The organism is Paenibacillus phytorum (assembly GCF_013141715.1).
GTDB lineage: Bacteria > Bacillota > Bacilli > Paenibacillales > NBRC-103111 > Paenibacillus_E > Paenibacillus_E phytorum.
In genome coordinates this window covers 69,243-94,288 of sequence record NZ_WHOA01000030.1, presented here as the reverse complement: position 1 = coordinate 94,288, position 25,046 = coordinate 69,243, and the positions used below count along the sequence as shown (strand labels likewise).

Here is a 25,046-nt window from a genome sequence, read left to right as displayed (position 1 = left end):
AAGTGAACTTGACATTCAATGAAGTTGATGTGAAAATGAATTAACTGATTGTTTTTAATTCATGTAAATTCATTGACGAGAACGAGTACGCTAATCCCCTTGATTTCCAGAGAGTTGGCCTAGAGCTGAAAGCCAACATTCAAGACTTAGCCGAAAATCCCCTCTGAGAAGGAAAGCTGAAGGAATTTTAGTAAGCTGACCCGGGATCCCGCCGTTACAAGGGCCGCGTATGATAGTACGTAGAACGAGAGCTATAATGATCATATCCTTATGATCGTTATGGAACTAGGGTGGTATCGCGAGATGTAATCTCGTCCCTTACGGGACGGGATTTTTTTGTTTTTTTACAACAAATTTTCACGATAAGCCCCAATCATTTTATTAGAGGAGTGTGAGTTACACATGAGAAAAATTGATGTGAAAGAAAAAGCGAGAATCCGCGAACTGCGCATTTTAGAGCAATGGAGATTGAATGGTACGTTCCGCAAGTCGATTGAAAACCGCAAAGGTAAAGCGAACTTCGTCTTTTACGAAGGACCGCCGACGGCAAACGGATCACCCCATATCGGACACGTGCTTGGTCGTGTTGTGAAAGATTTTATCTGCCGCTATAAAACCATGTCTGGGTACCAAGTCATCCGCAAAGCTGGTTGGGACACGCATGGATTGCCCGTCGAGCTTGGCGTGCAGAAGCAGCTTGGTATCTCGGGAAAACAAGAGATTGAAAAATACGGCGTAGCCGAATTTGTTGAGAAATGCAAAAGCAGCGTATTTGAATATGAAAAGCAATGGCGTGAACTGACGGAAGCTATCGCCTACTGGACGGATATGGATAACCCCTATGTTACGCTCAATAACGGTTATATCGAGAGTGTTTGGCATATTTTATCCAATATCCATAACAAAGGACTATTATACAAGGGGCACCGTGTAAGCCCTTATTGTCCCGACTGCCAAACAACACTCAGTTCTCACGAGGTTGCGCAAGGCTATGAAGACGTGAAAGATTTAAGTGCCACTGTGAAATTCAAGAGTAAAAACGCGAGCGAAATCTTTCTGGCTTGGACGACGACCCCATGGACTCTACCTGCGAATGTAGCGTTGGCAGTAAATAAAGACATAGATTATGTCAAAGTGAAACAAAAAGGCGAAGTTTATATCGTTGCGAAAAATCTCGCGGAAAAAGTATTCAAACAAGACTACGAAGTTTTATCTGTGCATAAAGGATTGGAATTCGTCGGCACCGCCTACGAGCCTCCTTTCGGCTATATTAGCCCAACCAAAGGACATATCGTCGTAGATGCTGACTATGTCATGGATACGAGTGGTACGGGTATCGTCCATATTGCTCCTGCGCATGGTGAAGATGATTACCGAACTGCTCGCCGACACGAACTGGATTTTGTGAATGTAGTGAACTTGGCAGGACGTTACAATGATCAGATCACAGACTTCGCTGGACGCTTCGTCAAAGATTGTGACGTCGATATCGTGAAACACTTGTCTGAACGCAGCCTGCTATTTTCCAAAGAGCGCTATGAGCATAGTTACCCTTTCTGCTGGCGCTGTAAATCCCCGCTGCTCTATTATGCGATGGAGAGCTGGTTTATCAAAACGACCGCAATTAAAGAGCAATTGATTGAGAACAACAGTAAAGTCGACTGGTATCCCTCCCACATCCGCGAAGGGCGCTTCGGTAAGTTCCTTGAAGAGCTTGTCGATTGGAACATCAGCCGTAATCGTTATTGGGGTACCCCGCTGAACGTTTGGTTATGTGGGGATTGCGGAACGGAATATGCACCGGGAAGCCACAAAGATTTGCGGGAAAAATCAATAACGCCAATTGACGAAAGCTTGGAGCTGCATAAGCCTTACATCGATGAAGTGAAACTGCGCTGCTCTTGTGGAGGCATCATGGAAAGAACCCCTGAGGTGATCGACGTCTGGTTCGATAGCGGTTCTATGCCTTTTGCGCAGTATCATCATCCATTCGGGGATGAGACGTTGTTCAATGAGCAGTATCCCGCGGATATGATCTGCGAAGGGATTGACCAAACAAGGGGCTGGTTCTTCAGTCTACTTGCTGTTTCAACGTTGTATAACGGCAAATCGCCTTACAAAGCCGTTCTTTCTACCGGACATGTATTGGATGAGAACGGACAAAAAATGTCTAAAAGCAAAGGAAACGGCATCGATCCATGGGAAATCATAGATGAATTTGGTACGGATGCGTTTCGATGGGCCCTGCTGTCAGACAGCGCACCTTGGAACAGCAAGCGCTTCTCTAAGCAAATTGTTGCCGAAGCGAAATCCAAAGTGGTCGATACGATCAATAACACACACGCTTTTTATGCGTTATATGCAACGATTGACCAATATAAGCACGAGGATCATCCGGCTCACAAGCATACGAACGAATTGGATCGCTGGATATTATCAAGACTAAACAGCACACTGCAAAATGTAGGTAAGGGCTTGGAGATTAACGACTTCTTAAACCCAGCGAAGCAAATCGAAAGTTTTGTCGACGAGTTGAGTAACTGGTACATCCGTCGCTCTCGCGACCGTTTCTGGGGCAGTGAAATGACCGTTGATAAAGTCTCAGCGTATCAGACACTGCGTGAAGTGCTGCTGACACTCTCGCGGATGATAGCGCCGTATGCGCCGCTCATTGCCGAGGACATTTACGGTAACCTCGGAGGAGAAGGCAGCGTTCATCTGGCTGATTATCCAAGTGTGATTCATTCAGCCATCGACTTAACGCTCGAGAGTGACATGGAAACCGCACGGCAGATCGTTGAGTTGGCTCGAAATATTCGGAATGATACAGGTATCAAGACACGCCAGCCTCTCTCCGAGTTGATCGTTTCGCTCGATAGCAATTTCGACCTAAGTCGTTTTGAGGAAATCATTAAAGACGAAATAAACATTAAAGGAATCCGTGTAGAACAAAGTGACAGCGGCTTTGTTGACTTCAAAATGAAGCTGAATCTTAAGGTGGCCGGGAAAAAGTATGGCAAATTCGTTGGCCCTCTGCAAAACCACTTTAAACAATTGTCTACTTCAGATACCAAGCAAGCGGTCGATAGTGGTTTTCTTGAAGTAACGATCGACGGAGAGGAACTTCATATCACACTCGATGAGATGCTTGTGGAAAAACAAGCCAAAGAAGGGTTTGCTTCTGCTTCCAGTAACCAGATCACGGTAGCTTTAAACACATCAATAACGGAAGAATTGGAGCAGGAGGGTCTTGTACGAGAAATCATACGTGCAATTCAGGATTATCGTAAAAAGCTGGAGCTGCCTATTGATAAACGAGTCGATCTTGTTCTCGATGTCAATTCGACGTTGAAAGAAGCGTTGGAGCGTTTTGATCATGTTCTGCAAGAGAATGTACTGCTTTCCAGTGTAAGATTCGCTAAGGAAGAAAAAATGGAATCCATCTTGATTGGGGACAACAATTTACGCCTGCTTATAGAATAACTGAAAAAAGGGTAGCACTTAGAGACATGGTTATCATGACTCTCAGTACTACCCTTATTAATTTCTAGAATGCCCAATTCCCCTTGCGGAAAATGGGTTCAATCGTGCCGTCTGCATGTTCGCCGTCAATATCCATTTCGGCAGAGCCGATCATAAAGTCCACGTGAATCAGACTGTTGTTAAGGCCGGCGCTTTCTTGCTCCTCCTTGGACATCGAAGTTCCGCCCTCAATACATGTGGGAAAGGCTCTTCCGAGTGCCAAGTGATTTGAGGCGTTCTCATCATACAAGGTATTAAAGAAGATTAGGTTGGAGTTCGAAATTGGTGATTCGTGCGGCACAAGTGCGATTTCACCCAGATAATGTGCTCCTTCATCCATTTCGATCATGGCTTTTAGAGACTCGAAGCCTTGTTCAGCCGTGTAGTCAACAACACGTCCATTATCGAAGGTGATGGAGAAATTGTTGATCAAATTACCTTGATAACTCAACGGTTTCGTGCTGCGCACTGTGCCATGAGTACCCATTCGATGAGGAGAAATAAAGACTTCCTCTGTCGGGATATTCGGGTTGAAATCGAAGCCTCCCGTCTCATTGGTGGCGGAACCGCCTCGCCAAATATGGTTGGCAGGAAGCTCGACAGATAGTTCAGTGCCTGGGGCACGGTAATGGATCTTACGAAATTGCTTCTCGTTAAGCTGTTCTCTTTTGCTCCGAAGTGTCGCGTTGTGATCGACCCAAGTCTGGATTGGATTTTCTTGATCTACGCGTGTCGCTTTGAAAATGGCGTCCCATAGGGCGCTGATCGCGGCTTCCTCTTCCAAATGAGGAAACACTTTCTTCGCCCAAGCAGAAGAAGGTGCCGCGATAATCGACCATGTCATCTGATAGGAGGACATGCTTTCTCTCCATTTCACTAATTTCGCGCCTGCGGCTTTGGAATTTGCGGAAATGCGAGATGGATCGATATCCTTCAGCAATTCAGGATCATCGGCATCGATCAATAAATAGGCGCCGTTATTATCGGCTAGCTCATCGAGCGCTTGCGCTCTCCATGATGGATATTCATGAAACGCTTCATCAGGCGCGTAGGTATATTTGATTTGTGTGCAGATTGCATCCTGCCATTCAATATGTACGTGTTTAGCTCCAGCTTGATAAGCTTTACGGGCAATAAGTCGAACGAACTCGGGATGATGAATGGGTGCGTTAATCCAAAGTGATTGGCCGGATTGAATGTTCACAGCGACGCGGACGGTTAGCTCCGCATATTTATCAAGATTACTTTCAAAAGTCATAGGAATCCTCCTCTTTTTTCTAATCTTGCTTGCAGTTTATCCTGCCAAGAGTCAACTGTCAAATAAATTTTACCGTCGTTCTTTCATGAATGTACTTGGGTTCATGCCATACCATTTGCGGAATTGATTGGTGAAGTGATTATAGTTTTGAAAACCAACATCATAACAAACTTCCGAAGCGCTCCGTCCGGTATGTTCTAGCATTAGCACGGCTTGTTGTATCCGCATCCGATTGAGCGTATCGATAATGGAATACCCTGTACTGGCTTTGAAAAGATGGGACAGTCTCGAAGGAGAGAGCCCGACAGTCTGAGCCAAATCCTCAATCCGAATAGGTTGACGCATCTGTTGGGACAACAGGTGGAGAACCTCCTCGATTCGTGCATCAACTTTTGTGTTTGTTTTCTGAGCCATGATTAGGAGGATTTCCCGCAAAGAGCTGCTGCACAATTCGAACCAATATTCACCGCGCTCTCTGGAATCCTCCAGCATGCGTGTGAAAGCTCGGTGGATGCGTTCGCGAATCGACTCACTTTCGATGGTAAGGATAAGCTGCTCTTCATCCGGCAGCAGATTGGTTTCTGTGAAGATCGAAGGAAAGTGTACCCAGACAAACTGCCAGGTATGGTCTTTTTTCGTACCGTAGTGCTGCGGTGTTCCTGGCTTCAGCAGGGTGAGGTCCCCCGGCCTGCAGATTCGTTCATTCCCTGAATTGATAAAGTAACCTTCACCTTCGAGCGTGAAAGTAAGAAGCCAATCGCTTCGTCCTTGGGGCCGCTTGGTTACATACGTATCTTGCTCTATAAAATGTCCGGATAAAAAGGTGAAATCATCGAATATCATGGCCCTGTGGTCCCTTTCGTCATCTGCAGCAATTTACTACAAGTATATCAGGAAATAGCAGGATTGTATGAGTAATTAGCATCATCCTTACTTCAATGTTTGTGGGGCTTTCGATATGATTATGTCATAAGGGAACACAATCCTAACTTACTCATGGAGGGGACCAACATGTCACGGACGATGCTTAAGCTTTCAAATGAACAAAAACTGCAATTCGAATCGGAAGGTTATTTAATTGTAAAAGGATTGTTTTCGGAGCAAAATTTGACCGAAATCGATGATACTTTTGAAGAGATTAGTCATCAAACGGTACCAGGCTTATTTGAACCGGATTTACAAGCGGATGGATCAGATCCGTTAAAAAGATATCCGCGAGTCATGCATCCGCACCGCTTTAATGAGACGGCAAAGAAATATATGCTGCACCAGCCGGTTATGGATGTATTAGCAGATTTGTATGACGAAGAGGCGCTAGCTGCGCAAAGCATGTTTTATTACAAGCCGCCGGGCTCTCGCGGCCAAGCGCTTCATCAGGATAATTTCTATCTGCAGGTCGAACCTGGTAATTGCATAGCAGCTTGGACGGCCATAGATGCTGCAGATGATGAGAACGGTGGCTTACTCGTTGTGCCCAAAACGAATACATTCGAAATTGCCTGTCCAGACATCGCGGATGACAAAGAATCATTTACGACTCACTACGTGAAGCCGCCGAAAGATGAAAAAGCGATTCCTGTCATCATGCAGCGAGGCGACGTTCTCTTTTTTAACGGGAATCTTATCCATGGCTCTTATCGAAATAAAACGAAGGACCGATTCCGCCGAGCGTTCATTTGTCATTATGCGAACCAATCGGCAACCCATATTAGCGATCATTATCGCCCTTTGTATCGTCAGAATGGAACGACCGTTGATTTAGAGGTCAACCCAAATGGGGGGCCGTGCGGCGAAGAGTTCCAAGCGGTTTATCCTCACTAATCTTTCATCTAGTCATAAGGGATCGGTCTGACATCCATGGATGTTGGCTGGTCCTTTTTTAGTAGATAAGAAAGTATAAGTTTTATACTTTTGCTTCGCATCTACCTTGACAAACGCGCTCGTCCCAGGAGGACGACGGAGTCGTTTATCCTTGCATAGTATGGAATCATTTCAATTGTTTACACTAGAGGAGGGGGTGATAGCTTTAATGAGTTATAGTTGGATAATGGGTTTGCTGCTTCTTGCGCAGCAAAGTGAAGTGCCATTTCGAATAACGAATGACAATATGGGTCATAGCATAGCAAATGTGCAGCGGGAATCGTACACGGTCAATCTTCTTGATATACCGATCGTTGATAAAGAACGATTAGATCGGCTTACGGACATGATCGATAAGAATATGTATCGCAAACCGATTAATGCTACCATTAATGATGAGGGAAGAATCGTGAAGGAGATTGCAGGCGCAAGGCTGAATCGTCAAGCTTTTGTTGAGCAATTTTATGAGCATTACTATCAAGAGGGTCCGATGAAATTTGAAGTGCCTCAGTTATCTGTTTATCCCAAAGTAGACAGTGAGCTGCTAGCGAGTATTCGTGTGCGTCCCATTGGTTATTATGTGACCTATTTTAACTCGAATAATAAATATCGGTATACGAATATCAAACTTGCCACCCAAGCGATTAACAATTATGTCGTTCAACCGAATGAAACGTTCTCCTTCAACCGTGTTGTTGGCGTTCGGACGCGTGGGAAGGGATATATGCCGGCAAAGATCATCGTGAGGGGAGAATTCTCAGAAGGGATTGGCGGAGGCATTTGCCAAATTTCTTCTACTTTATTTAACGCGGTGGATCGCGCTGGTCTCCAAATTGTAGAAAGATATTCGCACAGCAGATCTGTCCCCTATGTTCCGCCAGGTAGGGATGCTACGGTGAATTGGGGAGGTCCTGACTTCAGTTTTAAGAACAACTACAATCAACCTATCTTGATAAGGGCTCAGGCCTTACCTGGCCGGGTCTACGTAAGTATTTCGTCTTCTGATGTCATTAATTATAAGCCGCGGCATGTTCCGAGTGCATCTGATGATCTGCCAGAGGAAATACAAGCTGGAACCAATGTAGGTCAGTCTGTGCCGTAAATGATAAGCTCCGTTCCAACGTGATTGTTGGTGTATGGGGCTTTTTATTTGTCGGAGGCTGAGTTATGCCGGAGATGAGGTCAATATATGCATATTTTACAAAATGAAAGCAAAAAATCACAAGATTTTCAGGTCACCTTTCGCTAGAATAGAGGGCAGATCATTCAGCTTGAGAAGGGTGGAATTTAGCTTTTATGAAAACATTTTTAGATGAGAATTTTATGCTTACCAACGATACCGCGGTTCATCTATTCCACGAATTTGCCAAAGATCTGCCGATTATTGATTATCACTGCCATCTTAGTCCTAAGGAAATTTATGAAAATAAACAATTCAATAACATAACGGAAGCTTGGCTGTACGGAGACCATTATAAGTGGAGAATGATGCGTGCCAACGGTGTGGAGGAAGCGAAAGTTACAGGTGAAGCTAGCGATTACGATCGTTTCTTGGCATGGGCTGGAACGGTTCCTATGGCTATTGGCAACCCGTTGTACCATTGGTCTCATATGGAACTTCGAACATATTTCGGTGTTCATGAGATTATTAACGAGCAGAACGCGCCTGTCATCTGGGAAAAAGTGAACGCAAAGCTTGCAGAGGGCGGTTCCCGCGCCAGAGATCTTATTACGAATTCCAAAGTAACCGTTATTTGCACAACGGACGATCCGGTGGATTCACTGGAATATCACATCAAAATTAAAGAGATCAAAGATTTTAATACGCAAGTCCTACCTTCGTACCGTCCTGACAAAGCGCTTGAAATCAATCGCGCCACATTCCTTCCATGGATCGGCCAATTGGAGCAATCCGCTGGCATCACGATCAGCTCCTACGATGACCTGCTGGCAGGATTAGAAAGTAGAGCGCAGTTTTTTGATTCAGTTGGTTGTAAGGTGTCTGACCATGCTTTGGATTATGTGCCATACGCTGCAGCAACCAAAGAAGAAGTGGATCAGATTTTTAAAACGGCTCTGGCTGGCAACGCGGTTAGTTTGGAAGAAGAGAAGAAATATAAAGCGTACACCTTGCTGTTCTTAGGAGGCGTGTACAAGAAGTTGGATTGGGCGATGCAGTACCATATTAATGCTTCCCGCAACAATAATGGACGAGCTTTCGCAAAACTTGGACCGGACACCGGATTCGACTCTGTTAATGATAGCCCGGTAGCGAGCGCCTTGACAGGTTTGTTATCCTCGCTTGCTGTTGCTGATTCACTGCCTAGGACGATTCTGTACTCCTTAAATGCACGTGACAATGAAATTCTCGCTTCCCTCATGGGCAGCTTTCAGGGCGATGGTATTCCCGGCAAAATTCAATTGGGATCCGCTTGGTGGTTCAATGATACCAAAGACGGTATGGTTTCGCAGATGAAATCACTAGCGAATTTTGGACTGCTTGGCCGATTTGTTGGTATGTTGACAGATTCCAGAAGCTTCTTGTCCTACACAAGACATGACTACTTCCGCAGAATCCTCTGTAACATGCTAGGCGAATGGGTCGAAGCGGGAGAATTCCCGAACGACGAACAGCTGCTGAAACAGCTGGTTCAAGGGATTTCCTATAATAATGCTAAGCAGTATTTCGGTTTTTAAAATGAAAACCTTCGTGCGGGTTGTTACCTGCTCGAAGGTTTTTTTCGACATGTAAGAATTTATGTTTTGGGTTTGGGGTAAGCAAAGCTTCGCACTTAATAGTTTGGGGGCTCCTGAATAAGCGCGTTTCCGCGCTTATTCAGCGTGGACGCGCAGGATGGTCTGCTGAGAAGTCAATTTTCGGTTTCTCAGACTCTGTCGGCTCGGCGACTCTCACTGAAAGCGCGTTTTTCGCGCTTATTCTGGAGCAGGATGGTCTGCAGAGAGGTATATAGCTGGGCGTGAGATAAGATCGGAAAACGAGCTTAAGTCTGGCGATTGGTTAGGATAAGCTCGGAAACCGAGCTTACGGCAGTGGTGAGTAGCGGTGGAAGGTATCTCAGCCCTTTTTACAGACTATGGCGCATCAATTTGCGGCATTCCAGTGGCGTCTGTGTGGTCACTTGTTTGAACACGCGGCCGAAGTGAGCGACGCTATCGAATCCGGATTGCTCGGCAATGTGGATGACTTTCAACTTCGTTTCCCGCAGGAGCCGCTGAGCCTCGCGGATTCGTACGTTGTTCAAGTATTCGATGAACGAAAAGCCGGTCGTTTCTTTGAAAGAACGGCAAAAGTAGCTTGGACTGATATAAAAGCTTTCGGAGATCGAAGCTAACGTCAAACGGTTTCTATACTGTTCGTTGATATAAGCGACGATTTCGAATATTTTGGGATTGTGCGCTTGCTGGTGTTCCTGAGCAGAGCTTATCTTATCTGTGAGACGCGAGCAGAAGATGAGTAGTTGCGTGAGCAGGGCTTTGCTGTTCAGCTGCCAGCCGCCAAGCGTCTGCTGCTGTTCGCGTAATAAGCTAAATAGAAGGTTCTCAACGAAAGTGCGATTCGTTCCTGTTAAGGAAAAGATATGCTGTTTCTGTTGAAAAGGAACGAGTAAATGTGTCGATGCATCCTCATCAATAGAACGTATCCAACTATCATCAAAGCTAAGTAGAATGCGCTCGTGATGAAGGACATCCGCATTTCGTGTTTTATGAAGCTCGTTTTTATCGATAAAGACGAGGTCGCCCTCTTGAATCAGATAGGAACGGTCCTGTATAAAATAGTAGCGTTTCCCGCTAAGTAAATAATAAATTTCATAGTGATCATGAAAATGATTCACTGTCATAGAGTAAGGGCGATCTCTTCGTAGTCTTTCAATTTCGTAGAGTACCAAAAGTGGACACCTCTTCGTTCGATCTTTTATAACTATTATATAGCAAGATATGCAAGGAATAAAAGTGATTAAGCAAGATTTGATTAGAAACACAACAAATATTGTATTAATCTTGAGATAGGACATTCGAACATGAAGACATATCCAAACTCGAGAGGGGTTCACTTTTTATGAAAAAGCGTTATGCACTAGTCGGTACCGGAGGAAGAGCAGAATTTTTCTATGGCGCTATTGTGAAGGATTTTCAGGAAACGTCAGAGCTAGTTGCGATTTGCGATATAAATCAAACGAGAATGAATTTTACAAATGGCTTACTCGTCAATAAATATGAATATAACGCTGTTCCCACGTATAAAGCAGATCAGTTCGAGGAAATGATTCGCAAAGAAAAGCCTGATTATGTCATTGTCACCTCCGTTGATCGCACGCATCATACGTATATTATCAAGGCGATGGAGCTTGGTTGCGATGTTATTTCGGAAAAGCCGATGACAGTGGATGAAGAGAAATGTCAAGAAATTCTCGATACCATTAAACGCACAGGGCGGCAGCTTCGCGTGACATTCAATTACCGTTACGCTCCGCACAATACGAAAATTCGTGAGTTAATCATGGACGGTACGATAGGTGATGTTCATTCTGTCCATTTCGAGTGGCTGCTGAACACCGAACATGGGGCGGACTATTTCCGCAGATGGCATCGCGATAAACGTAATGGCGGAGGCTTACTTGTACACAAATCAACGCATCATTTTGATCTCGTGAACTTCTGGTTAGGGACACGTCCGGAGACGGTATTTGCGATGGGCGGCTTGATGTTCTATGGCAGAGAAAATGCCGAGAAGCGCGGCGTGACCAACTTTTATCAACGTGCGACAGGGAATGAAAACGCGAAGGGTGATCCTTTTGCGCTCCATTTAGATAAAAATAAAAACCTCAAGGGTCTATACTTAGATGCGGAACACGAAGATGGCTACCAACGTGATCAGAGCGTTTTCGGCGATGGAATTAGTATTGAAGATACAATGGGAGTTATGGTCCGATATAAAAACAAAGCCATTCTCACCTACTCACTTAATGCTTATATGCCTTGGGAAGGCTTTAGTGTACAAATCAATGGCAGCAAGGGTCGTATTGAAATGAAAGTTGTTGAGAAATCCTACGTAAATTCTGGTGGCCTTAAAGAGGATGAAGGTGCATTGAAGGAAAAGACGATCAGGGTATTTCCGATGTTCGCGGCTCCTTATAAAGTAGAAATTGAAGAAGGTGTTGGCGGTCATGGTGGCGGTGATCCTGTGCTCTTGAAAGATATTTTTGATAAGCCATCCGACGATCGCTTTGAGCGAGCTGCTTCTCATGTTGATGGGGCGATGTCGATTTTGACCGGTATTGCCGGGAATATTTCCCTGCGTACGGGGCAACCGGTTGCGGTGGATAAGCTGGTTACTTTTTAAGAGGTGGACGGAGGTGGGAATGCTTGTGGAATCCAGATTCAATCATGGAAAATCTTTATCACTCCTACGAGAATAGACGTCTGCAGCAGAAACGGGCCGAGAATACTGAACAGACCAAGATTAGGTTGAAGGGGCGCCTGATCAAGTCTCTAGATATAGCTTTGGAAGAACAAGATGAGCTTCGTCCTGTTCTCCTAGAGCGCACTGAGCTCGAAGATCATATTCGAGAGCGTATCGAATTCGGTACGGTTTGGGGATTTCGAGTTCCGGTCTATGTGTTGTTACCTAAAGGAATGACCAAACGGACGGCAGCAGTGCTGGCTTTGCACGGACATGGTTACGGTAGTCGGCAGATTGTTGGGCTCCATCCGAATGGAACTGAAAACACAGGTAAGCCGGATCTTCACGGCAATTATGCCTTGGAATTAGTGAGACGCGGCTTCATAGTGGTCGTACCTGAGATCATCGGATTTGGAGATCGAAGACTGGCTGCGGATCAGAAGGATGGGCAAGTCGGAAATTCATCCTGTCAAACACTTGCTTCACATCTGCTTTTATATGGCATATCGTTGGCGGGATTGCGTGTGCATGAAGCGCGGCGGGCGCTCGATTATGTGTTGTCACGCGAGGATGTGGATCCAGCAAGAGTGGGATGCTTCGGTTTCTCAGGAGGCGGACTAATCGCCGCATATACTGCTGCAATAGATGAACGAATCAAAGCTATTGTACTCTGCGCCTTTGTGAATACGTTCAAAGGAAGCATTATGCATGTTCACCACTGCATTGATAATTACTTGCCTGGTGTTTTGGAATATGCAGAGCTCCCCGAATTACTCGGGTTACTTGCTCCTCGTCCGCTGTTCATTGAATCTGGCCAGCAGGATCCTATTTTTCCGATAGAAACAGTGGAAGTGGCGATTCAGTATTTGCGGCAGGTGTACGCTGAAGCTGGTGCAGCTGAAAAGTTGGGGGTTCATCTCTTTGAAGGTGTTCATGAAGTGAATGGGAGTCACGCCTACCCTTGGCTGATTGAGGCTTTAGAATCTTAATGGTACAGAAAAAGAAGAGCTGAGGCTCTTCTTTTTGCGTTACTCACATGCGCGATGTTTGATTCTTATTCCGTCCCGTTCATTCGCAATGTATCATATTTGCGGATCTCTTCACGCCAAGCCAGAAATCCACTCTCCATGGCCTTAATTAACATTTCAGCAGTTCAATCTTGCATTTTATAACCGCTTTCTTTATATCGAGGCCTATCTATGTTAACCTGATAGATAGAGTTAACAAGGTGGTGTACCTCTTTTGAAACGAGTCTTAATAACGGGTTATAAAGCATCAGAGCTGGGCATTTTTTCATTAAAGCACCCAGGCATTCCGATTATCAAAAAAGCGATCAAAAAGAGACTCATCGCACTTATGGATGAAGGTTTAGAATGGGTCGTTGTGAGTGGACAATGGGGGGTCGAATTGTGGGCGGCTGAGGCTGTGCTTGACCTTAGAGGAGGCGCCTACCCAGAGTTGAAATTAGCTATCGTTACCCCTTTTCTGGAGCAAGAAGAAAAATGGAGCGATGATAAAAAAAATAGCTATAATAGCGTCATGGAACGCGCGAATTACGTGAACAGCGTGACAAAAACCAAATATGAAGGACCTTGGCAGTTTAAGGAACGAGACAAGTTTCTGCTCCGTAATTCGGACGGCATCATTCTTGTTTATGATGAAGATACAGAGGGGTCACCCAAGTTTATGAAACAGCAGGCAGCGCAGATTGCTGCGAATCATGCCTACCCGATTATCACGATTAATGCCTATGATTTACAAAATATTGCCGAAGATGAACAGGGGGACCAGTCGGGAGATCTGGCTGGAGACTTCGATTTCGCCGACGCCGGTAACCCTACGGATTTTGAAGAAATATAAACAAAAAATAGCCGTCTCAAAAGGGTATAGACCTTGGGAGACGGCTATTTTTTCGTAATGGTGTATAGCTTACTTTGTAAAAGTAGTCAGCAGCAGTTCAATATTCCTCCTAGCATAACTGACATGCTTGTTGTCATGGGTCAAACGGCTTGCCATGATGCCGCCTTCAATGGATGAGAAGAGGAAAGAAGCGACGGATTCGGTGTCGAGATCAGATCGAAATTCACCGTCTTCGACTCCCTTTAACAAAATCCCTTGGATGAAGGCTAACATTTGCTCATAAGCCCCAACCGCACGATCTCGCAGAATTGGAAAGGAATGATCACTTTCTACCGCTGTATTGAGAAAAGGGCATCCACCTTTAATAGGGGGATTATGCACGGTATCGCTGTACACGTCACACATCGCAAGGACTTTATGCGTTGCTGTAGACGCACCTTCAACCGCTTCAGCAAAATGTCCCCAGAGCACTTGTCCAGCGTAAGCGAAAGCTTCAATCGCAATCTCATCCTTATTCGCGAAGCTCCGATAAATCCCGCCTTTGGTTAGGCCGGTTACCGTCATAATATCCTGTATGGTTGAACCCGCGTAGCCCTTTTCGTTGAATAGTTCAGCGGATTTCATAATAATATGCAATCGTGTTTTTTCACCCTTACGCATGTGCAATATCCTTTCTCAGAGACAATGACACTCTCGTAATATTGTAACATTTTATAAGTGAATCATAGCATAGATCGTTGTATAATAAAAAAAGACCGTACGGTTCGGTCTCTAAAATATCTATTCAGCTTACATATTAACGAGAAGGATGAGGTTTCTATGGCTAAAATGGCAAAACCGACTAAGAGCTACGCGTATCCGCTGCTCCTGTCAGCTTTAATTATTTACATGGTATACGTTGTGTTGGCGAATTTATTTTTTGATCCACAAGCTGCTGCTTTTCTTACTCATAAAATGAATCTCAAACGTCCTATGAATCTTCCAATTTGGCTAAACGTTATGCATATTCATGTAGGTGCTGCTTGTTTGGCTATGCTGACAGGGGCGCTTAATTTCTCAAGCAAGATCTTACGCAACGCTCGCAAATTTCATAGAGTCAATGGTTATCTATACGTTATTTTTGTTTTTGTCGTTGTTCTGACCTCGGGTTACATGGCTCCGTATTCAACTGGCGGAAAAATCAATAGCATGGCTTTCAATCTGGTGAGTATCGTCTGGTTCGCCATGACCATTACAGCGATTGTCCAAATTAAACGCAAGCAAGTCAGCAAGCATCGGAAGTGGATGGTTCGCAGCTATGCTTTCTGTTTCACAAATCTGTTCATTCATCTTATTAGTTTTATTCTCCATGAAGGAGTTGGTTTGAGGTATGAGTCGAGTTATACGTTTGGTGTTTATGGAGCAATCCTACTTAATTTCATTCTAGCGGAACTTGTGATTCGTTATGTGTATATCAAAGCACCGAATGTAACAGTTAAATAAAGGATGGAGATGATTTATTATGCATGTACAAATCGTTTTATTTGATGGTTTCGATCTGCTTGATGCGATTGCTCCTTATGAAGTGTTCTGTGCGGCTAAAATGTATGCAGGGACTTGTAAATCAACCAGATTGAGCAGGCCAAAAGAGGAAGTTGCTTGTACATTTATCGTGTACGAGCAACCATCCTCTTTTTCTATTCCTAATGGGGCAACTCATGATGGAATTTCTAATCTTCAAACAATATGATAAAATATACATAATATAGCATGGTTGTCGGGAGTTCTTCGTATATCTACGGTTTCAGTCATCAAGCATCAGGGGGTAAACACATGGCATTTTCCTGGAAACGTAATCTCATCACTTTATGGATCGGTGTATTTTTCTGCGGCATGGCGTATACGATTTCGGTTCCTTTCTTACCTATCTTTCTGCACACGGAGCTCGGCATTGATAAAGGACTGGAAGCATGGTCAGGTATTACGTTTGGCATCACCTTTTTGGCTAGTGCTTTAATCGCGCCCTTTTGGGGCTCTTTGGCGGACAAGTATGGCCGCAAACCAATGCTGATTCGCTCAGGCTTCAGCCTAAGCGTTCTTTATTTTGCGACTTTTTTCGTCCATGATCCTTACGTATTTCTTGTAGTTCGTATTCTTCAGGGATTGCTTGCCGGTTTTGTTCCTGCTTCCATTGCCTTAGTAGCCACGAACACGCCTGAAAAAGAAGTGGGTTATGCGCTGGGGGTTATGTCAACGGCAGGAGCCGCCGGAAGTGTCATCGGTCCGCTGGTAGGCGGATTCGTCAGCCACTGGGTGGGAAACCGAGAATCGTTTCTAGTTTCAGGGTGTGTCGTCTTAGTCGCAGCCTTTATCGGGCTGTTTGGGGCTAAGGAAACGAACTTTAACCGCTCGGCTACGAGATCGGGTGTTATGGATGATTTGAAGTCGGCTGCTCATAATCGCCCTTTCATGATGATTCTAGGTGTCACCATGTTGGTAGCGACTTCGGTCATGATTGTCGAGCCGCTGCTTACCATCTATGTGCTGCAAATGGGTGGCAGCCAAAGCTCAGCTTCGCTGAGTTCAGGCATTATTTTCTCTGCTGTCGGAGTCGCAACCGTCATTGCAGCACCGAGATGGGGGAAACTCGGACAGAAAATCACCTACTCCAAAACACTGTTCATCGGCCTAATTGGCGGAGGAATAGGGAATCTGCTTCAGTTAGGCACTCACCACTTGCTAGCCTTTGGCATTCTGAGGTTTAGTTATGGGTTGTTTTTTGCTGCCGTCTACCCGGCGTTAAACGCGCTCATCGTGAAATTTACGGATTCCAGCTTTAGAGGCCGAGCGTTTAGCTTAAATCAATCCGCTACGCAGCTTGGAACCATGAGCGGTCCGATTATCGGTGGCTTTTTGGGCGGCTGGATCGGTATTCCGCTCGTTTTTGCCATCAACGGCTTGGCGCTTATCTGTGTGGCGTTCTTCTTTAAATACCGCGGCCCCAAAGTGGCGGCCGTTCCATCATCTTCACCAGAGTAAGGGCTGGCTAAATATACTCGGTCATTCCTTTTTCCTTCAGTAGGTCGACGATATCTTTAACAGATTGTGCTTTGTCTTTGGGACATATCAACAGTGCATCCCCCGTATCGGCAATGATGAAGCCGTCTACGCCAATTGTCGTGATTAGTCTGCCATTTCCATATATGATCGAATTTCGTGTATCTATGCCCATATGATTTGCTTTAATAATGTTTCCAGATGAATCCGGAGGGAAGATCGCGCCGAGCGCATCCCAGCTGCCGATATCATTCCAGCCAAATTGACCAGACAGAACAACGACTTCATCGGAGCGCTCAAGGATCCCGTAATCAATCGAAATGTTTTGAAGCGTTGGATAGATGTTACTAATGATTTCCTCTTCCTGATCCGTGCCCAAATAATCGCTGATTGGAAGCATTGTCTTATACAACCGAGGCAGGTAACGCTTGAAATTATCAATAATGACGGAAGTTTTCCAAATGAATATGCCGCTATTCCATAAATAATTACCTGATGACAGATAGCCTTGTGCTTTCTGAAAGTTAGGTTTTTCTACAAATTCGGCTACTTCGTATACGGCAACAGGATTTGAAGAGATAGGTTCCTTATCAAAGGCGATATAACCGTACCCGGTCGATGGAAATGTCGGTTTAATTCCGATGGTAACGATTTTGTCCGTCTTCATCGCGACCGTACAGGCTTCGTCTAAGGTGAGCCGAAATTGTTCTTCATCGGTTATATAATGATCGGAAGGCAATACGACCATTAAGGAATCTCCGTGTGATTTTTCTATAGATAATGCCGCGAAAAGTATGCTTGCAGCCGTGTTTCTAGCAACGGGCTCGATCAAAATGTTGCTTTTCGATACACTGCTATGCATGATGCTCTCCAGCAGAACCGCTTGAGAACGATTCGTTACAATAACGGTATTTTCTTGAGGGATAATGCCTTTGAATCGTTCGATCGTATCGTTTAGCATAATATCATTTCCACTAATATTTAGAAGCTGCTTTGGAATCTCTTGCCTAGACAGCGGCCAGAAACGAGTTCCGCCCCCGCCTGCAAGGATGGTAGCAAATTTATTCATGATGCATCACCAAATGGGCAATGGAGAAGGAAATGATGCTCTCAGAGCCTTGATTAAGGTTCAGCCCTGTGGCATGGATGCCATCATAACAAGCTCCTGTTTGAGGATCTATAAGAGAAATTTTTAACGAATTATGGCCTAAATACCATTCGTAGCATAAGGCTGCTTTCTTCAGATAAGCAGGGTCTTGGAGTACGATCGCGGCTTCTTTGCAAGCAAGAAGCATTTCACAGGCCTCAATCGGCTGTTCGTCGTAGAGAGCGGCTTTTTCACCTCGCAACTGCCAGCCATGGCTGCCAATCGGCTTATAATATCCTTCTTTAGCAAAGGTTTTGGATACTAGAAAATCCAGACTCTCCTTAGCCGTTTCCTTCAAACTAATGTTTTCTAAAATATGTGATGCTTTTAAAAGTGCCCATGGAAGCATAGAGTTTCCGTAAGTAAGGCTGTCTTCAAACCAATTCCAATCGTTACCCTTATTGCGAACATATTGATTGTGCAGTCGGACCGCTATTTTTTCGATCACATTGATGATGAATGCTCTTGGTAGAAAAGCCTTTTCTTCTGCGGTACTTGGCGCGTGAGGATAGGGGAAGGAGTAAGTTAAAGCATCAGGGGTTTCTATTAAATAACTTAGACCGATTATCGCATAGGCTCCAGCACGGGGAGAACCTAGCTTTTCAATATGCGGTAATGCCTGATTGATTAAATAACGGCAGGTATTAAGTACATTATCGGGGAGCAAGGAGGAATGAGCGAGAGCGAATCCTAATGCCCATAGTGTGCGTCCTTGACAATCCTCAGAGCCGCTATCCTCCATGAATGAACGGTTATAATCCATGAAGTTTCTAAAATTTCCATCTGTATTCTGTGCGTGGTGAATGAAGGAAATATAAGTATGAATGAGGTCTAACGTGCTGGAATCTTTTTGGCTGCTGTACAATAGAACGGCTGCGATTAATGCCCGTGCGTTATCATCCGTCGTATAACCTTTCGACCGGTCGGGTACTCCAAACTTGGTATGTTGAAAAATGCCTGTATCATCGGTTATCCTGCGCATGTAATCGGACTTAAACTGCCGTATCGTTTGTACTTGCATTAAATCACTCCTAAATGTTTTACTTTAGCAAAACTGGCATCGTAAGTATTTACATTAGTTGACTCTGAAACTAGTATTTTTTCTTGGAAGATGGCGGCATAGGTTTTGGCAATTTCGTTCCACAGCATGGTTCTTCCGAGTTCGAGCGTACGATTTTCCATTTCAGCTATTCTAGTAGGGTTATTCAGTAATTGAAGGATGCAAGCTTCCAAGGAGGCTGAATCGCGGAAGTTTGCCAGTAAGCCCCTGCCCTCTGCCAGCATTTCCTCGGCATATCGGTAAGGTGTGGAGACAATAACCCTTCCGTAACCGACTCCGTATGCCAAAGTTCCGCTAACGGCCTGATCCTTGCCTAAATAAGGAGTTATATAAATGTCTGACATGACCAGCGATTGAATGACTTCATCCTGCGTCAAAAGCTTGTCGACGAAGCGAACGTTACGAGTTAAATCAAATTCTTCCACAAGACCCATCAGCTTTTGTCGGTATACCTCGCCTGTTTCTTGTTTAACGACAGGATGTGTTTTCCCCCAAATGATATAGAGAGAATCCGGATGCTGTTTGACCACTCCGCGCATGGCCTCAATGCTGTATTCAATTCCTTTACCAGGACTTAAAAACCCAAAGGTGGATAATATTTTTCGATCTGCAAAGCCATATTGCTCTTTAAGTTCTGATCTTGATCCGGTTTTGACATGAGGTACGCCATGATGAATGAAAGCGATTTTGGCAGCATCAACGCCATATATGGAGATCAAATCGGTTACTGTAGATTGCGCCATCGTGACAACTTTAACACTTAGCTCTGCAACTCGGTTCATGATGTGACGCTGCTTGGCAGAAGGTTTGGTTAACACGGTATGAAAAATGACGACATACGGAATAGTCAGTCTTTCGACGAATGGAATCAAGTATTCACCGCTTTCTCCGCCGTAAATACCGAATTCATGTTGGATAACGAGAAGATCAACGTCTGACGAGCTAAGATAATCGGACGTTTCTATATAATCTGATAGCTTATGTTGGTCAATTTCCCTCATCACTTGCTCTTGATAGTCGTAAGTTTCGTTGTTATTGATTGCAATGATACGAGGCTTGTTAAAGCCTTTGATGTGCTGGAGTTCATCTAATAAATCTTGTGTAAATGTAGCTATGCCGCATTCTCTTGGCTGGCTAGTGCCTAGAAAAACGATATTCCTATTGCTGCTTGTATACTTCATATAATGAGCCTCCATGTTGGTTCGAGATTTTTTGGAACACAAAAAAAAGAATCTAAAGATAGATCTTTAATTCTTTTGGGGGAAGGGGTATTTTATTTTCAGAAAATTCCAAATTATTTCCTGTTTTCACTATAACATGACCATTTTTTCTTGTCAATTCATTGACTCTCCTTTGCATACCCTATATATTTATGGAGGAGGTGTATGTGTGTCAGTCATACGCAGTAAACTAAAAGAAGTCATGGAAAATCACGACCCCAAATTATCTATACGCAGGCTCGCTAAAGAGATTAACTACCACTTTGACTCCGTTCGGCGGATGTATAAGGATGAGATGGTACAGTATCCTAGGGATTTATTACTGAAGCTTTGTCTGTATTTTAATGTCCAGCCTGGGCAGCTCATTGGCATCGAAATGGATGAGGAAAGTGATTGGACGATAGATGCATCGATGGATTATCAGGAGGACGTCAATGACAAGGAAATCGATAACAACAGAGAGCTGTAAACAGCTTCTGGAAGCTTTTTATGCAAATCCCAGATTAACAAAAGTGCAGAAACTAGTGTTCTCTGGAGTTGGAAATCGCGATGTATACAATATAACGGCCCCGTTTCAGTACGACGGGGAGGAAGTCATCTTAGGAAGAGTTGAGGAACGGGATAGTGAGTTCTCTCAAGTCTTCTTTTTTACATGCAAGAATCAGGTTTGGAGTCCCCGAATACATACTCACACTTATAACTTGCAGGATCCATGTATGACGATCATCAAAGGTGAACTAATAGTTGGCGGAGTTGAAGTCATTACGGCTGTCGATAATCCGAGTAAGATTGTGTCGTGGGTTACCCAATTTTATCGTGGGTTTCACATAGATTCATTGTGTCACTTCTCATCTGGACCCGGTACGATGAAGGATATTCGTCTAATTGAGCTTGCCGACGGTAGAGTAGGTGTATTTACTAGACCGCAAGGAGCAAGAGGTGGAAGAGGGCAGATTGGATTTACAATCATCAACTCGCTGGAGGAGCTCAATGAGCAAACCTTCATCAATGCGGAAATTCTTAGTGAGCAATTTGTGTCTGAAGAATGGGGCGGTGCAAACGAAGCGCATTTACTGGGGAATGGTCATGTAGGCATTCTGGGACATATAGCCTGCTTCGATACCGTAGGAAACAAGCATTACTATTCCATGGTCTTTTCGATAAATCCTGAGACCTGTGAGAAAACACCCATGAAAATTATTGCAGCAAGAAGTGATTTTCCTAGAGGTCCTGGCAAACGGCCTGATCTTGAAGATGTTATTTTTAGCGGTGGGCTTATACGGTCAGGCAATGGGCGAGCCGTACTTTCTGTTGGCGTTAGTGATGCTGAGGCTTATCAGATTGAGATCCCTGATCCATTTATGGAGTATGAAGAGTAACGAGTGGGTTTTCATCAAAGTTTGACTAGATTTTATGGTCATGTTATAATCGGTGTGACAAGAATTTATGGTCAAAGAGAGCGGGAAACAAACAAATGAGTAAATTTATTCAATTGAACAAGCGCACTGGTGAAACAAAGTCCCACATGAATCAAGCAAGAAAACAGGGGCGCATCCCGGCTGTGTTGTATGGGATTGGTAAAGATACTTTATCATTAGAAGTAAATGAAAAAGAAATGCTGGATATTTTGAAAAAAAATCCACGAGCTATCCTGCAAGGCAATACATCCGATGAAAAAGTAATTCCGGTCATCGTTCAGAGCGTCCAAAGGGATGCTATGTCTGGCAATCTGCTGCATATCGACTTTCATCATGTGAACATGACTGAAATCATGGACAGCAAAGTGACCATCCAGTTTTCTGGAGAGGCAATTGGCGTTAAATCTGGCGGGGTACTGCAAATCGAAATCTATGAAGTAGAAGTTCGTTGTATGCCTGGTGATTTGCCGACTTCGATGGAAGTGGATATTAGTAGTCTAGATGCTGGCGACAAGCTTCTCGTCTCCGACCTGATTTTCAAGGATGGCATTGAAGTGTTGACGGATCCGAATACGGTTATGATTCAAATCAAAACCGTGCATGAGGAAGTCGAAGCAACAGCCTAGAAAAAATCAATCAAACATTAAATATAGATAGCATGGTTACATCCCCTTACAGCGGGAAGTGTCTAAGTTCATGGATTCATGAGCTTAGACACTTCTGCTTGCAAGGGGATTTTTTGGTTTCCTTCATGTATGCCATATGAGGCAGAATAGAGAATTTTATCCCTACAGTCTCGAAATGACAGACTATAATTTACCAGCTCCCATTTCTATAATCAAAGTGTAAGCAAATAGTTAACGATCTGTAGGAGGTCAAGAATGAAAAAGACGAAAAGTGCATTATCTTTGGCGATGATTATGGCAATGGCTGCAACATCAGTAGCGTGCGGTTCGGGCGGGGACACAAAGACGGCATCATCTTCAACCGCTCCTGCTTCAGCTGCTCCCGCTGCTTCGGTTAAACCGGCTGAAACGGCAAAGCCGAAAGAATTCAAGATGGTTCTGCGCCACATAGAAATCAAAGATACGGCGAAATCGAACCTTGCTATCTTGCAGGATGTAGTTAAAGCAACAGAAGCTGAAGTACCTGGGTTGAAATTTGAGCTGGATGGCGTTGAGGATGTTGTCAATCGCGATACGAAGCTTAAAGCTGAGATGCAGGCTGGCAGCCCGCCGCCTATTTTTGACCTTTTCGGTGGAGCGGATACCCAGAACTATTCCAAAGCAGGCCGTCTTCTTGATTTGACGCCGATTCTCGCTGAGCTTGGTTTGAAAGACAAATTCATGAACTTGAACGAGTTCACCGTTGATGGCAAAATCTATGGTCTTCCTAGAGCGGGATATGTTGAAGGCGTATTCTACAACAAAAAAATGTTTGCGGATGCAGGTGTTCAGGTTCCAAAAACGTGGGATGAATTCTTGAAAGTTTGTGAAGCGATTAAAGCAAAAGGGATAACTCCGATTGCCATGGCTGGAGGCGCTGGCGATGGTTGGGTCATTAACATGCTTGCGAACACATTGTTCGTACGTCTTGGCGGACCACAAATCCAAGAAGGCTTCGCGGCAGGGAAAACGAAGTGGACGGATGCTCCAGTCGTCGAGGCGTTCAAGAAGCTGGATGAGTTGAAACAAAAAGGTTATATCGACAAAAACGTGATCGCGACGAAATATTCGGACGGCCAAGCCAAATTCTACACAGGTCAAGCTGCGATGCTGTTTGATGGCAGCTGGGCGGCAGGTGGAATCATGGGTAAAAACTCCACAGTCGCTGCAGACGCAAGCTTCTTTAACTTCCCGAACCTGGGCGGTGCAGGGGATGATATGATCAACGGCGGTTGGTCAAACGGCTACGGTTTCTCTTCCAAGTTGAATGACAGCGAATTAAAAGCAGTTAAAGCGTTTATTAAAAACTTCTATACGGAAGCTAATCAGAAGCGTGCTTTGAAAGAATCGGGCAACATTCCAGCCATGAAACTAGCTGATATCGGTGATGCTTCAGGTTTAGTTGCAGAAGTCGTAAAAGGTCAGCTTTCTGCTAAGAAAGGCGCTTTCCCAGCATTTGACGCATTGGTTTCACCGGCTGTTAAGAAAACGCTGGAAGGTACAATGGAAGAGCTGATGGGCGGTAAAGTAACGCCGCAGAAAGCTGCCGAGAAAATGCAAGCGGCACAAGATGCTAAATAAGATTGAATAAGCGCAGGGCACCACACGTACGCGGTGGTGTCCTGATTTATGGTCATTGAAGCTGCGCCTCCGCGACAGATCAAGTCATTATTATCGAAAGATGGGGGATTACATGAATAAAGTATTACGCAATCCGCTTGCCTACGCGCTGTTCGTCGTTCCAGGCGTGGTGCTCTACATGGTCTTTTACATCTTACCAATGATCAGCTCTTTGAAGTATTCGGTGACAAGCTGGAACGGTATTAACGACCCGATCTTCAATGGTTTGGATAATTTCATTAAGGCTTTCCATGATGAGAAATTTTGGATCTCTCTCAAGAACAATATTTATTTCGTCCTCTTTTCCGTGTTTGTACAAATCCCAATCATTATCTTTTTCTCGATTTTGATAAGTGGAGCTCGTAGGTTTCTTGACTTCTATAAAACAACCGTGTTTTTGCCGAGTGTGCTTTCGACGGCCATTGTCGGTGTGATCTGGCAATTCATTTATCATCCTGACGCGGGTTTAGTTAATCAGCTGTTACGCGCGATGGGGCTTGAGAAGTGGACGCATCTATGGCTTGGCGAAGAGGGATATTCGATGCTGGCCATTCTGGTCACGAATGCTTGGCAGTGGACTGGATTTTATATCGTTCTCGTATTGGCAGCTATTTTTGCAATATCCAAAGATGTTCAAGAAGCAGGAGAAATTGATGGTGCCGTCGGTTGGTTAAAGGCGCGTCATATTACAGTTCCACTTATTCGTCCGGTCATCTTAGTCGTCATGATGCTATCCATTACAGGTGCGATGAAAGCTTTGGATATCGTGTTTATTATGACGAAAGGCGGCCCTTTCGGCAGCTCTGAGGTTATGGCTACTTACATGTACAAACAGGCCTACTCCATGTCCTTATTTGGTTACGCCAATGCGATATCTATCATCATTTTCTTATTCACTGTCCTATTGACATTAATCTTCCATTTCATTACCAAAAGGTCAGAGGAGGTCGAATACTAA

The 25,046-nt window shown here is 44.5% G+C and carries 21 protein-coding genes, 1 pseudogene and 1 other annotated feature; of the genes and pseudogenes, 15 read left to right on the top strand and 7 right to left on the bottom strand.

What is annotated here, in order from left to right:
* Nucleotides 1–63 precede the first annotated feature (63 nt).
* Nucleotides 64–322 (top strand) — a binding site (T-box leader).
* An 80-nt stretch (nucleotides 323–402) separates the two neighbouring features.
* Nucleotides 403–3,483 (top strand): isoleucine--tRNA ligase, encoded by a 3,081-nt coding sequence (ileS, locus tag GC098_RS05140; protein ID WP_171641560.1) that lies wholly within the window; start codon nucleotides 403–405, stop codon nucleotides 3,481–3,483.
* A gap of 64 nt (nucleotides 3,484–3,547) precedes the next feature.
* Here ileS and GC098_RS05135 read toward each other — a convergent pair whose 3' ends face one another.
* Together GC098_RS05135 and GC098_RS05130 are read right to left on the bottom strand one after the other, a co-directional pair.
* Nucleotides 3,548–4,780 (bottom strand): aminopeptidase, encoded by a 1,233-nt coding sequence (locus tag GC098_RS05135; protein ID WP_171641558.1) that lies wholly within the window; start codon nucleotides 4,778–4,780, stop codon nucleotides 3,548–3,550.
* A 69-nt stretch (nucleotides 4,781–4,849) separates the two neighbouring features.
* Nucleotides 4,850–5,623 (bottom strand): helix-turn-helix domain-containing protein, encoded by a 774-nt coding sequence (locus GC098_RS05130; protein ID WP_171641556.1) that lies wholly within the window; start codon nucleotides 5,621–5,623, stop codon nucleotides 4,850–4,852.
* Between the two features lie 168 nt (nucleotides 5,624–5,791).
* On the opposite strand from GC098_RS05130, the gene GC098_RS05125 reads away from it, so the two are divergent.
* From GC098_RS05125 to uxaC, 3 genes are all read left to right on the top strand, one after another.
* A complete protein-coding gene (locus tag GC098_RS05125; RefSeq protein WP_171641553.1) occupies nucleotides 5,792–6,601 on the top strand; it encodes a phytanoyl-CoA dioxygenase family protein in 810 nt (269 codons plus the stop codon).
* A 208-nt stretch (nucleotides 6,602–6,809) separates the two neighbouring features.
* Nucleotides 6,810–7,742, top strand: a complete 933-nt coding sequence (locus tag GC098_RS05120) for a VanW family protein (RefSeq protein ID WP_171641551.1) — start codon at nucleotides 6,810–6,812, stop codon at nucleotides 7,740–7,742.
* 194 nt (nucleotides 7,743–7,936) lie between these two features.
* Complete coding sequence (gene uxaC, locus GC098_RS05115) at nucleotides 7,937–9,337, top strand: glucuronate isomerase (protein ID WP_171641549.1); 1,401 nt, start codon at nucleotides 7,937–7,939, stop codon at nucleotides 9,335–9,337.
* 389 nt (nucleotides 9,338–9,726) lie between these two features.
* Here the strand turns inward: uxaC and GC098_RS05110 are convergent, their stop codons facing one another.
* A complete protein-coding gene (locus GC098_RS05110; protein WP_171641547.1) occupies nucleotides 9,727–10,674 on the bottom strand; it encodes a helix-turn-helix transcriptional regulator in 948 nt (315 codons plus the stop codon).
* Nucleotides 10,675–10,718: 44 nt separating this feature from the next.
* On the opposite strand from GC098_RS05110, the gene GC098_RS05105 reads away from it, so the two are divergent.
* The 3 genes from GC098_RS05105 to GC098_RS05095 all read left to right on the top strand — a co-directional run bounded on the left by GC098_RS05105 (nucleotide 10,719) and on the right by GC098_RS05095 (nucleotide 13,922).
* Nucleotides 10,719–12,002 (top strand): Gfo/Idh/MocA family protein, encoded by a 1,284-nt coding sequence (locus tag GC098_RS05105; protein WP_171641545.1) that lies wholly within the window; start codon nucleotides 10,719–10,721, stop codon nucleotides 12,000–12,002.
* 23 nt (nucleotides 12,003–12,025) lie between these two features.
* Entirely contained in the window at nucleotides 12,026–13,051 is a 1,026-nt protein-coding gene (locus tag GC098_RS05100; protein ID WP_171641543.1) for a dienelactone hydrolase family protein, read from the top strand.
* Nucleotides 13,052–13,304: 253 nt separating this feature from the next.
* Complete coding sequence (locus GC098_RS05095) at nucleotides 13,305–13,922, top strand: SLOG family protein (RefSeq protein WP_171641541.1); 618 nt, start codon at nucleotides 13,305–13,307, stop codon at nucleotides 13,920–13,922.
* Between the two features lie 69 nt (nucleotides 13,923–13,991).
* Here GC098_RS05095 and GC098_RS05090 read toward each other — a convergent pair whose 3' ends face one another.
* Nucleotides 13,992–14,582 carry a TetR/AcrR family transcriptional regulator gene (locus GC098_RS05090; RefSeq protein WP_171641539.1) on the bottom strand — a complete coding sequence of 197 codons (591 nt, stop codon included), beginning with the start codon at nucleotides 14,580–14,582 and terminating at the stop codon, nucleotides 13,992–13,994.
* Nucleotides 14,583–14,741: 159 nt separating this feature from the next.
* On the opposite strand from GC098_RS05090, the gene GC098_RS05085 reads away from it, so the two are divergent.
* The 3 genes and pseudogenes from GC098_RS05085 (at nucleotide 14,742) to GC098_RS05075 (ending at nucleotide 16,940) form a co-directional block, all read left to right on the top strand.
* Nucleotides 14,742–15,404, top strand: a complete 663-nt coding sequence (locus GC098_RS05085) for a DUF2306 domain-containing protein (protein ID WP_171641537.1) — start codon at nucleotides 14,742–14,744, stop codon at nucleotides 15,402–15,404.
* Nucleotides 15,405–15,420: 16 nt separating this feature from the next.
* A pseudogene (locus GC098_RS05080) lies at nucleotides 15,421–15,513 on the top strand (DJ-1/PfpI family protein); the annotation flags it as partial.
* 221 nt (nucleotides 15,514–15,734) lie between these two features.
* The gene (locus GC098_RS05075; protein ID WP_171641535.1) at nucleotides 15,735–16,940 is read left to right on the top strand and encodes an MFS transporter; all 1,206 of its coding nucleotides are present in this window, start codon (nucleotides 15,735–15,737) and stop codon (nucleotides 16,938–16,940) included.
* 7 nt (nucleotides 16,941–16,947) lie between these two features.
* Here the strand turns inward: GC098_RS05075 and GC098_RS05070 are convergent, their stop codons facing one another.
* The 3 genes from GC098_RS05070 to GC098_RS05060 are packed head-to-tail and all read right to left on the bottom strand — an operon-like array spanning nucleotide 16,948 to nucleotide 20,346.
* A complete protein-coding gene (locus tag GC098_RS05070; RefSeq protein ID WP_171641534.1) occupies nucleotides 16,948–18,027 on the bottom strand; it encodes a mannose-1-phosphate guanylyltransferase in 1,080 nt (359 codons plus the stop codon).
* Entirely contained in the window at nucleotides 18,020–19,126 is a 1,107-nt protein-coding gene (locus GC098_RS05065; RefSeq protein WP_171641532.1) for a glycoside hydrolase family protein, read from the bottom strand. The genes GC098_RS05070 and GC098_RS05065 overlap by 8 nt, the downstream gene beginning before the upstream one ends.
* On the bottom strand, nucleotides 19,126–20,346 hold the full coding sequence (locus tag GC098_RS05060) for a glycosyltransferase family 4 protein (protein ID WP_171641530.1): 1,221 nt from the start codon (nucleotides 20,344–20,346) through the stop codon (nucleotides 19,126–19,128). The genes GC098_RS05065 and GC098_RS05060 overlap by 1 nt, the downstream gene beginning before the upstream one ends.
* Nucleotides 20,347–20,554: 208 nt before the next feature.
* Here GC098_RS05060 and GC098_RS05055 point away from each other — a divergent pair, with 208 nt between their 5' ends.
* From GC098_RS05055 to GC098_RS05035, 5 genes are all read left to right on the top strand, one after another.
* On the top strand, nucleotides 20,555–20,854 hold the full coding sequence (locus tag GC098_RS05055; protein ID WP_312879989.1) for a helix-turn-helix domain-containing protein: 300 nt from the start codon (nucleotides 20,555–20,557) through the stop codon (nucleotides 20,852–20,854).
* Complete coding sequence (locus tag GC098_RS05050; RefSeq protein ID WP_171641526.1) at nucleotides 20,820–21,764, top strand: DUF1861 family protein; 945 nt, start codon at nucleotides 20,820–20,822, stop codon at nucleotides 21,762–21,764. Before GC098_RS05055 ends, GC098_RS05050 begins: the two co-directional genes overlap by 35 nt.
* Nucleotides 21,765–21,859: 95 nt before the next feature.
* Nucleotides 21,860–22,429 carry a 50S ribosomal protein L25 gene (locus GC098_RS05045; RefSeq protein ID WP_171641524.1) on the top strand — a complete coding sequence of 190 codons (570 nt, stop codon included), beginning with the start codon at nucleotides 21,860–21,862 and terminating at the stop codon, nucleotides 22,427–22,429.
* Between the two features lie 255 nt (nucleotides 22,430–22,684).
* On the top strand, nucleotides 22,685–24,049 hold the full coding sequence (locus GC098_RS05040; RefSeq protein WP_171641522.1) for an extracellular solute-binding protein: 1,365 nt from the start codon (nucleotides 22,685–22,687) through the stop codon (nucleotides 24,047–24,049).
* Nucleotides 24,050–24,161: 112 nt separating this feature from the next.
* On the top strand, nucleotides 24,162–25,046 hold the full coding sequence (locus tag GC098_RS05035; protein WP_171641521.1) for a carbohydrate ABC transporter permease: 885 nt from the start codon (nucleotides 24,162–24,164) through the stop codon (nucleotides 25,044–25,046).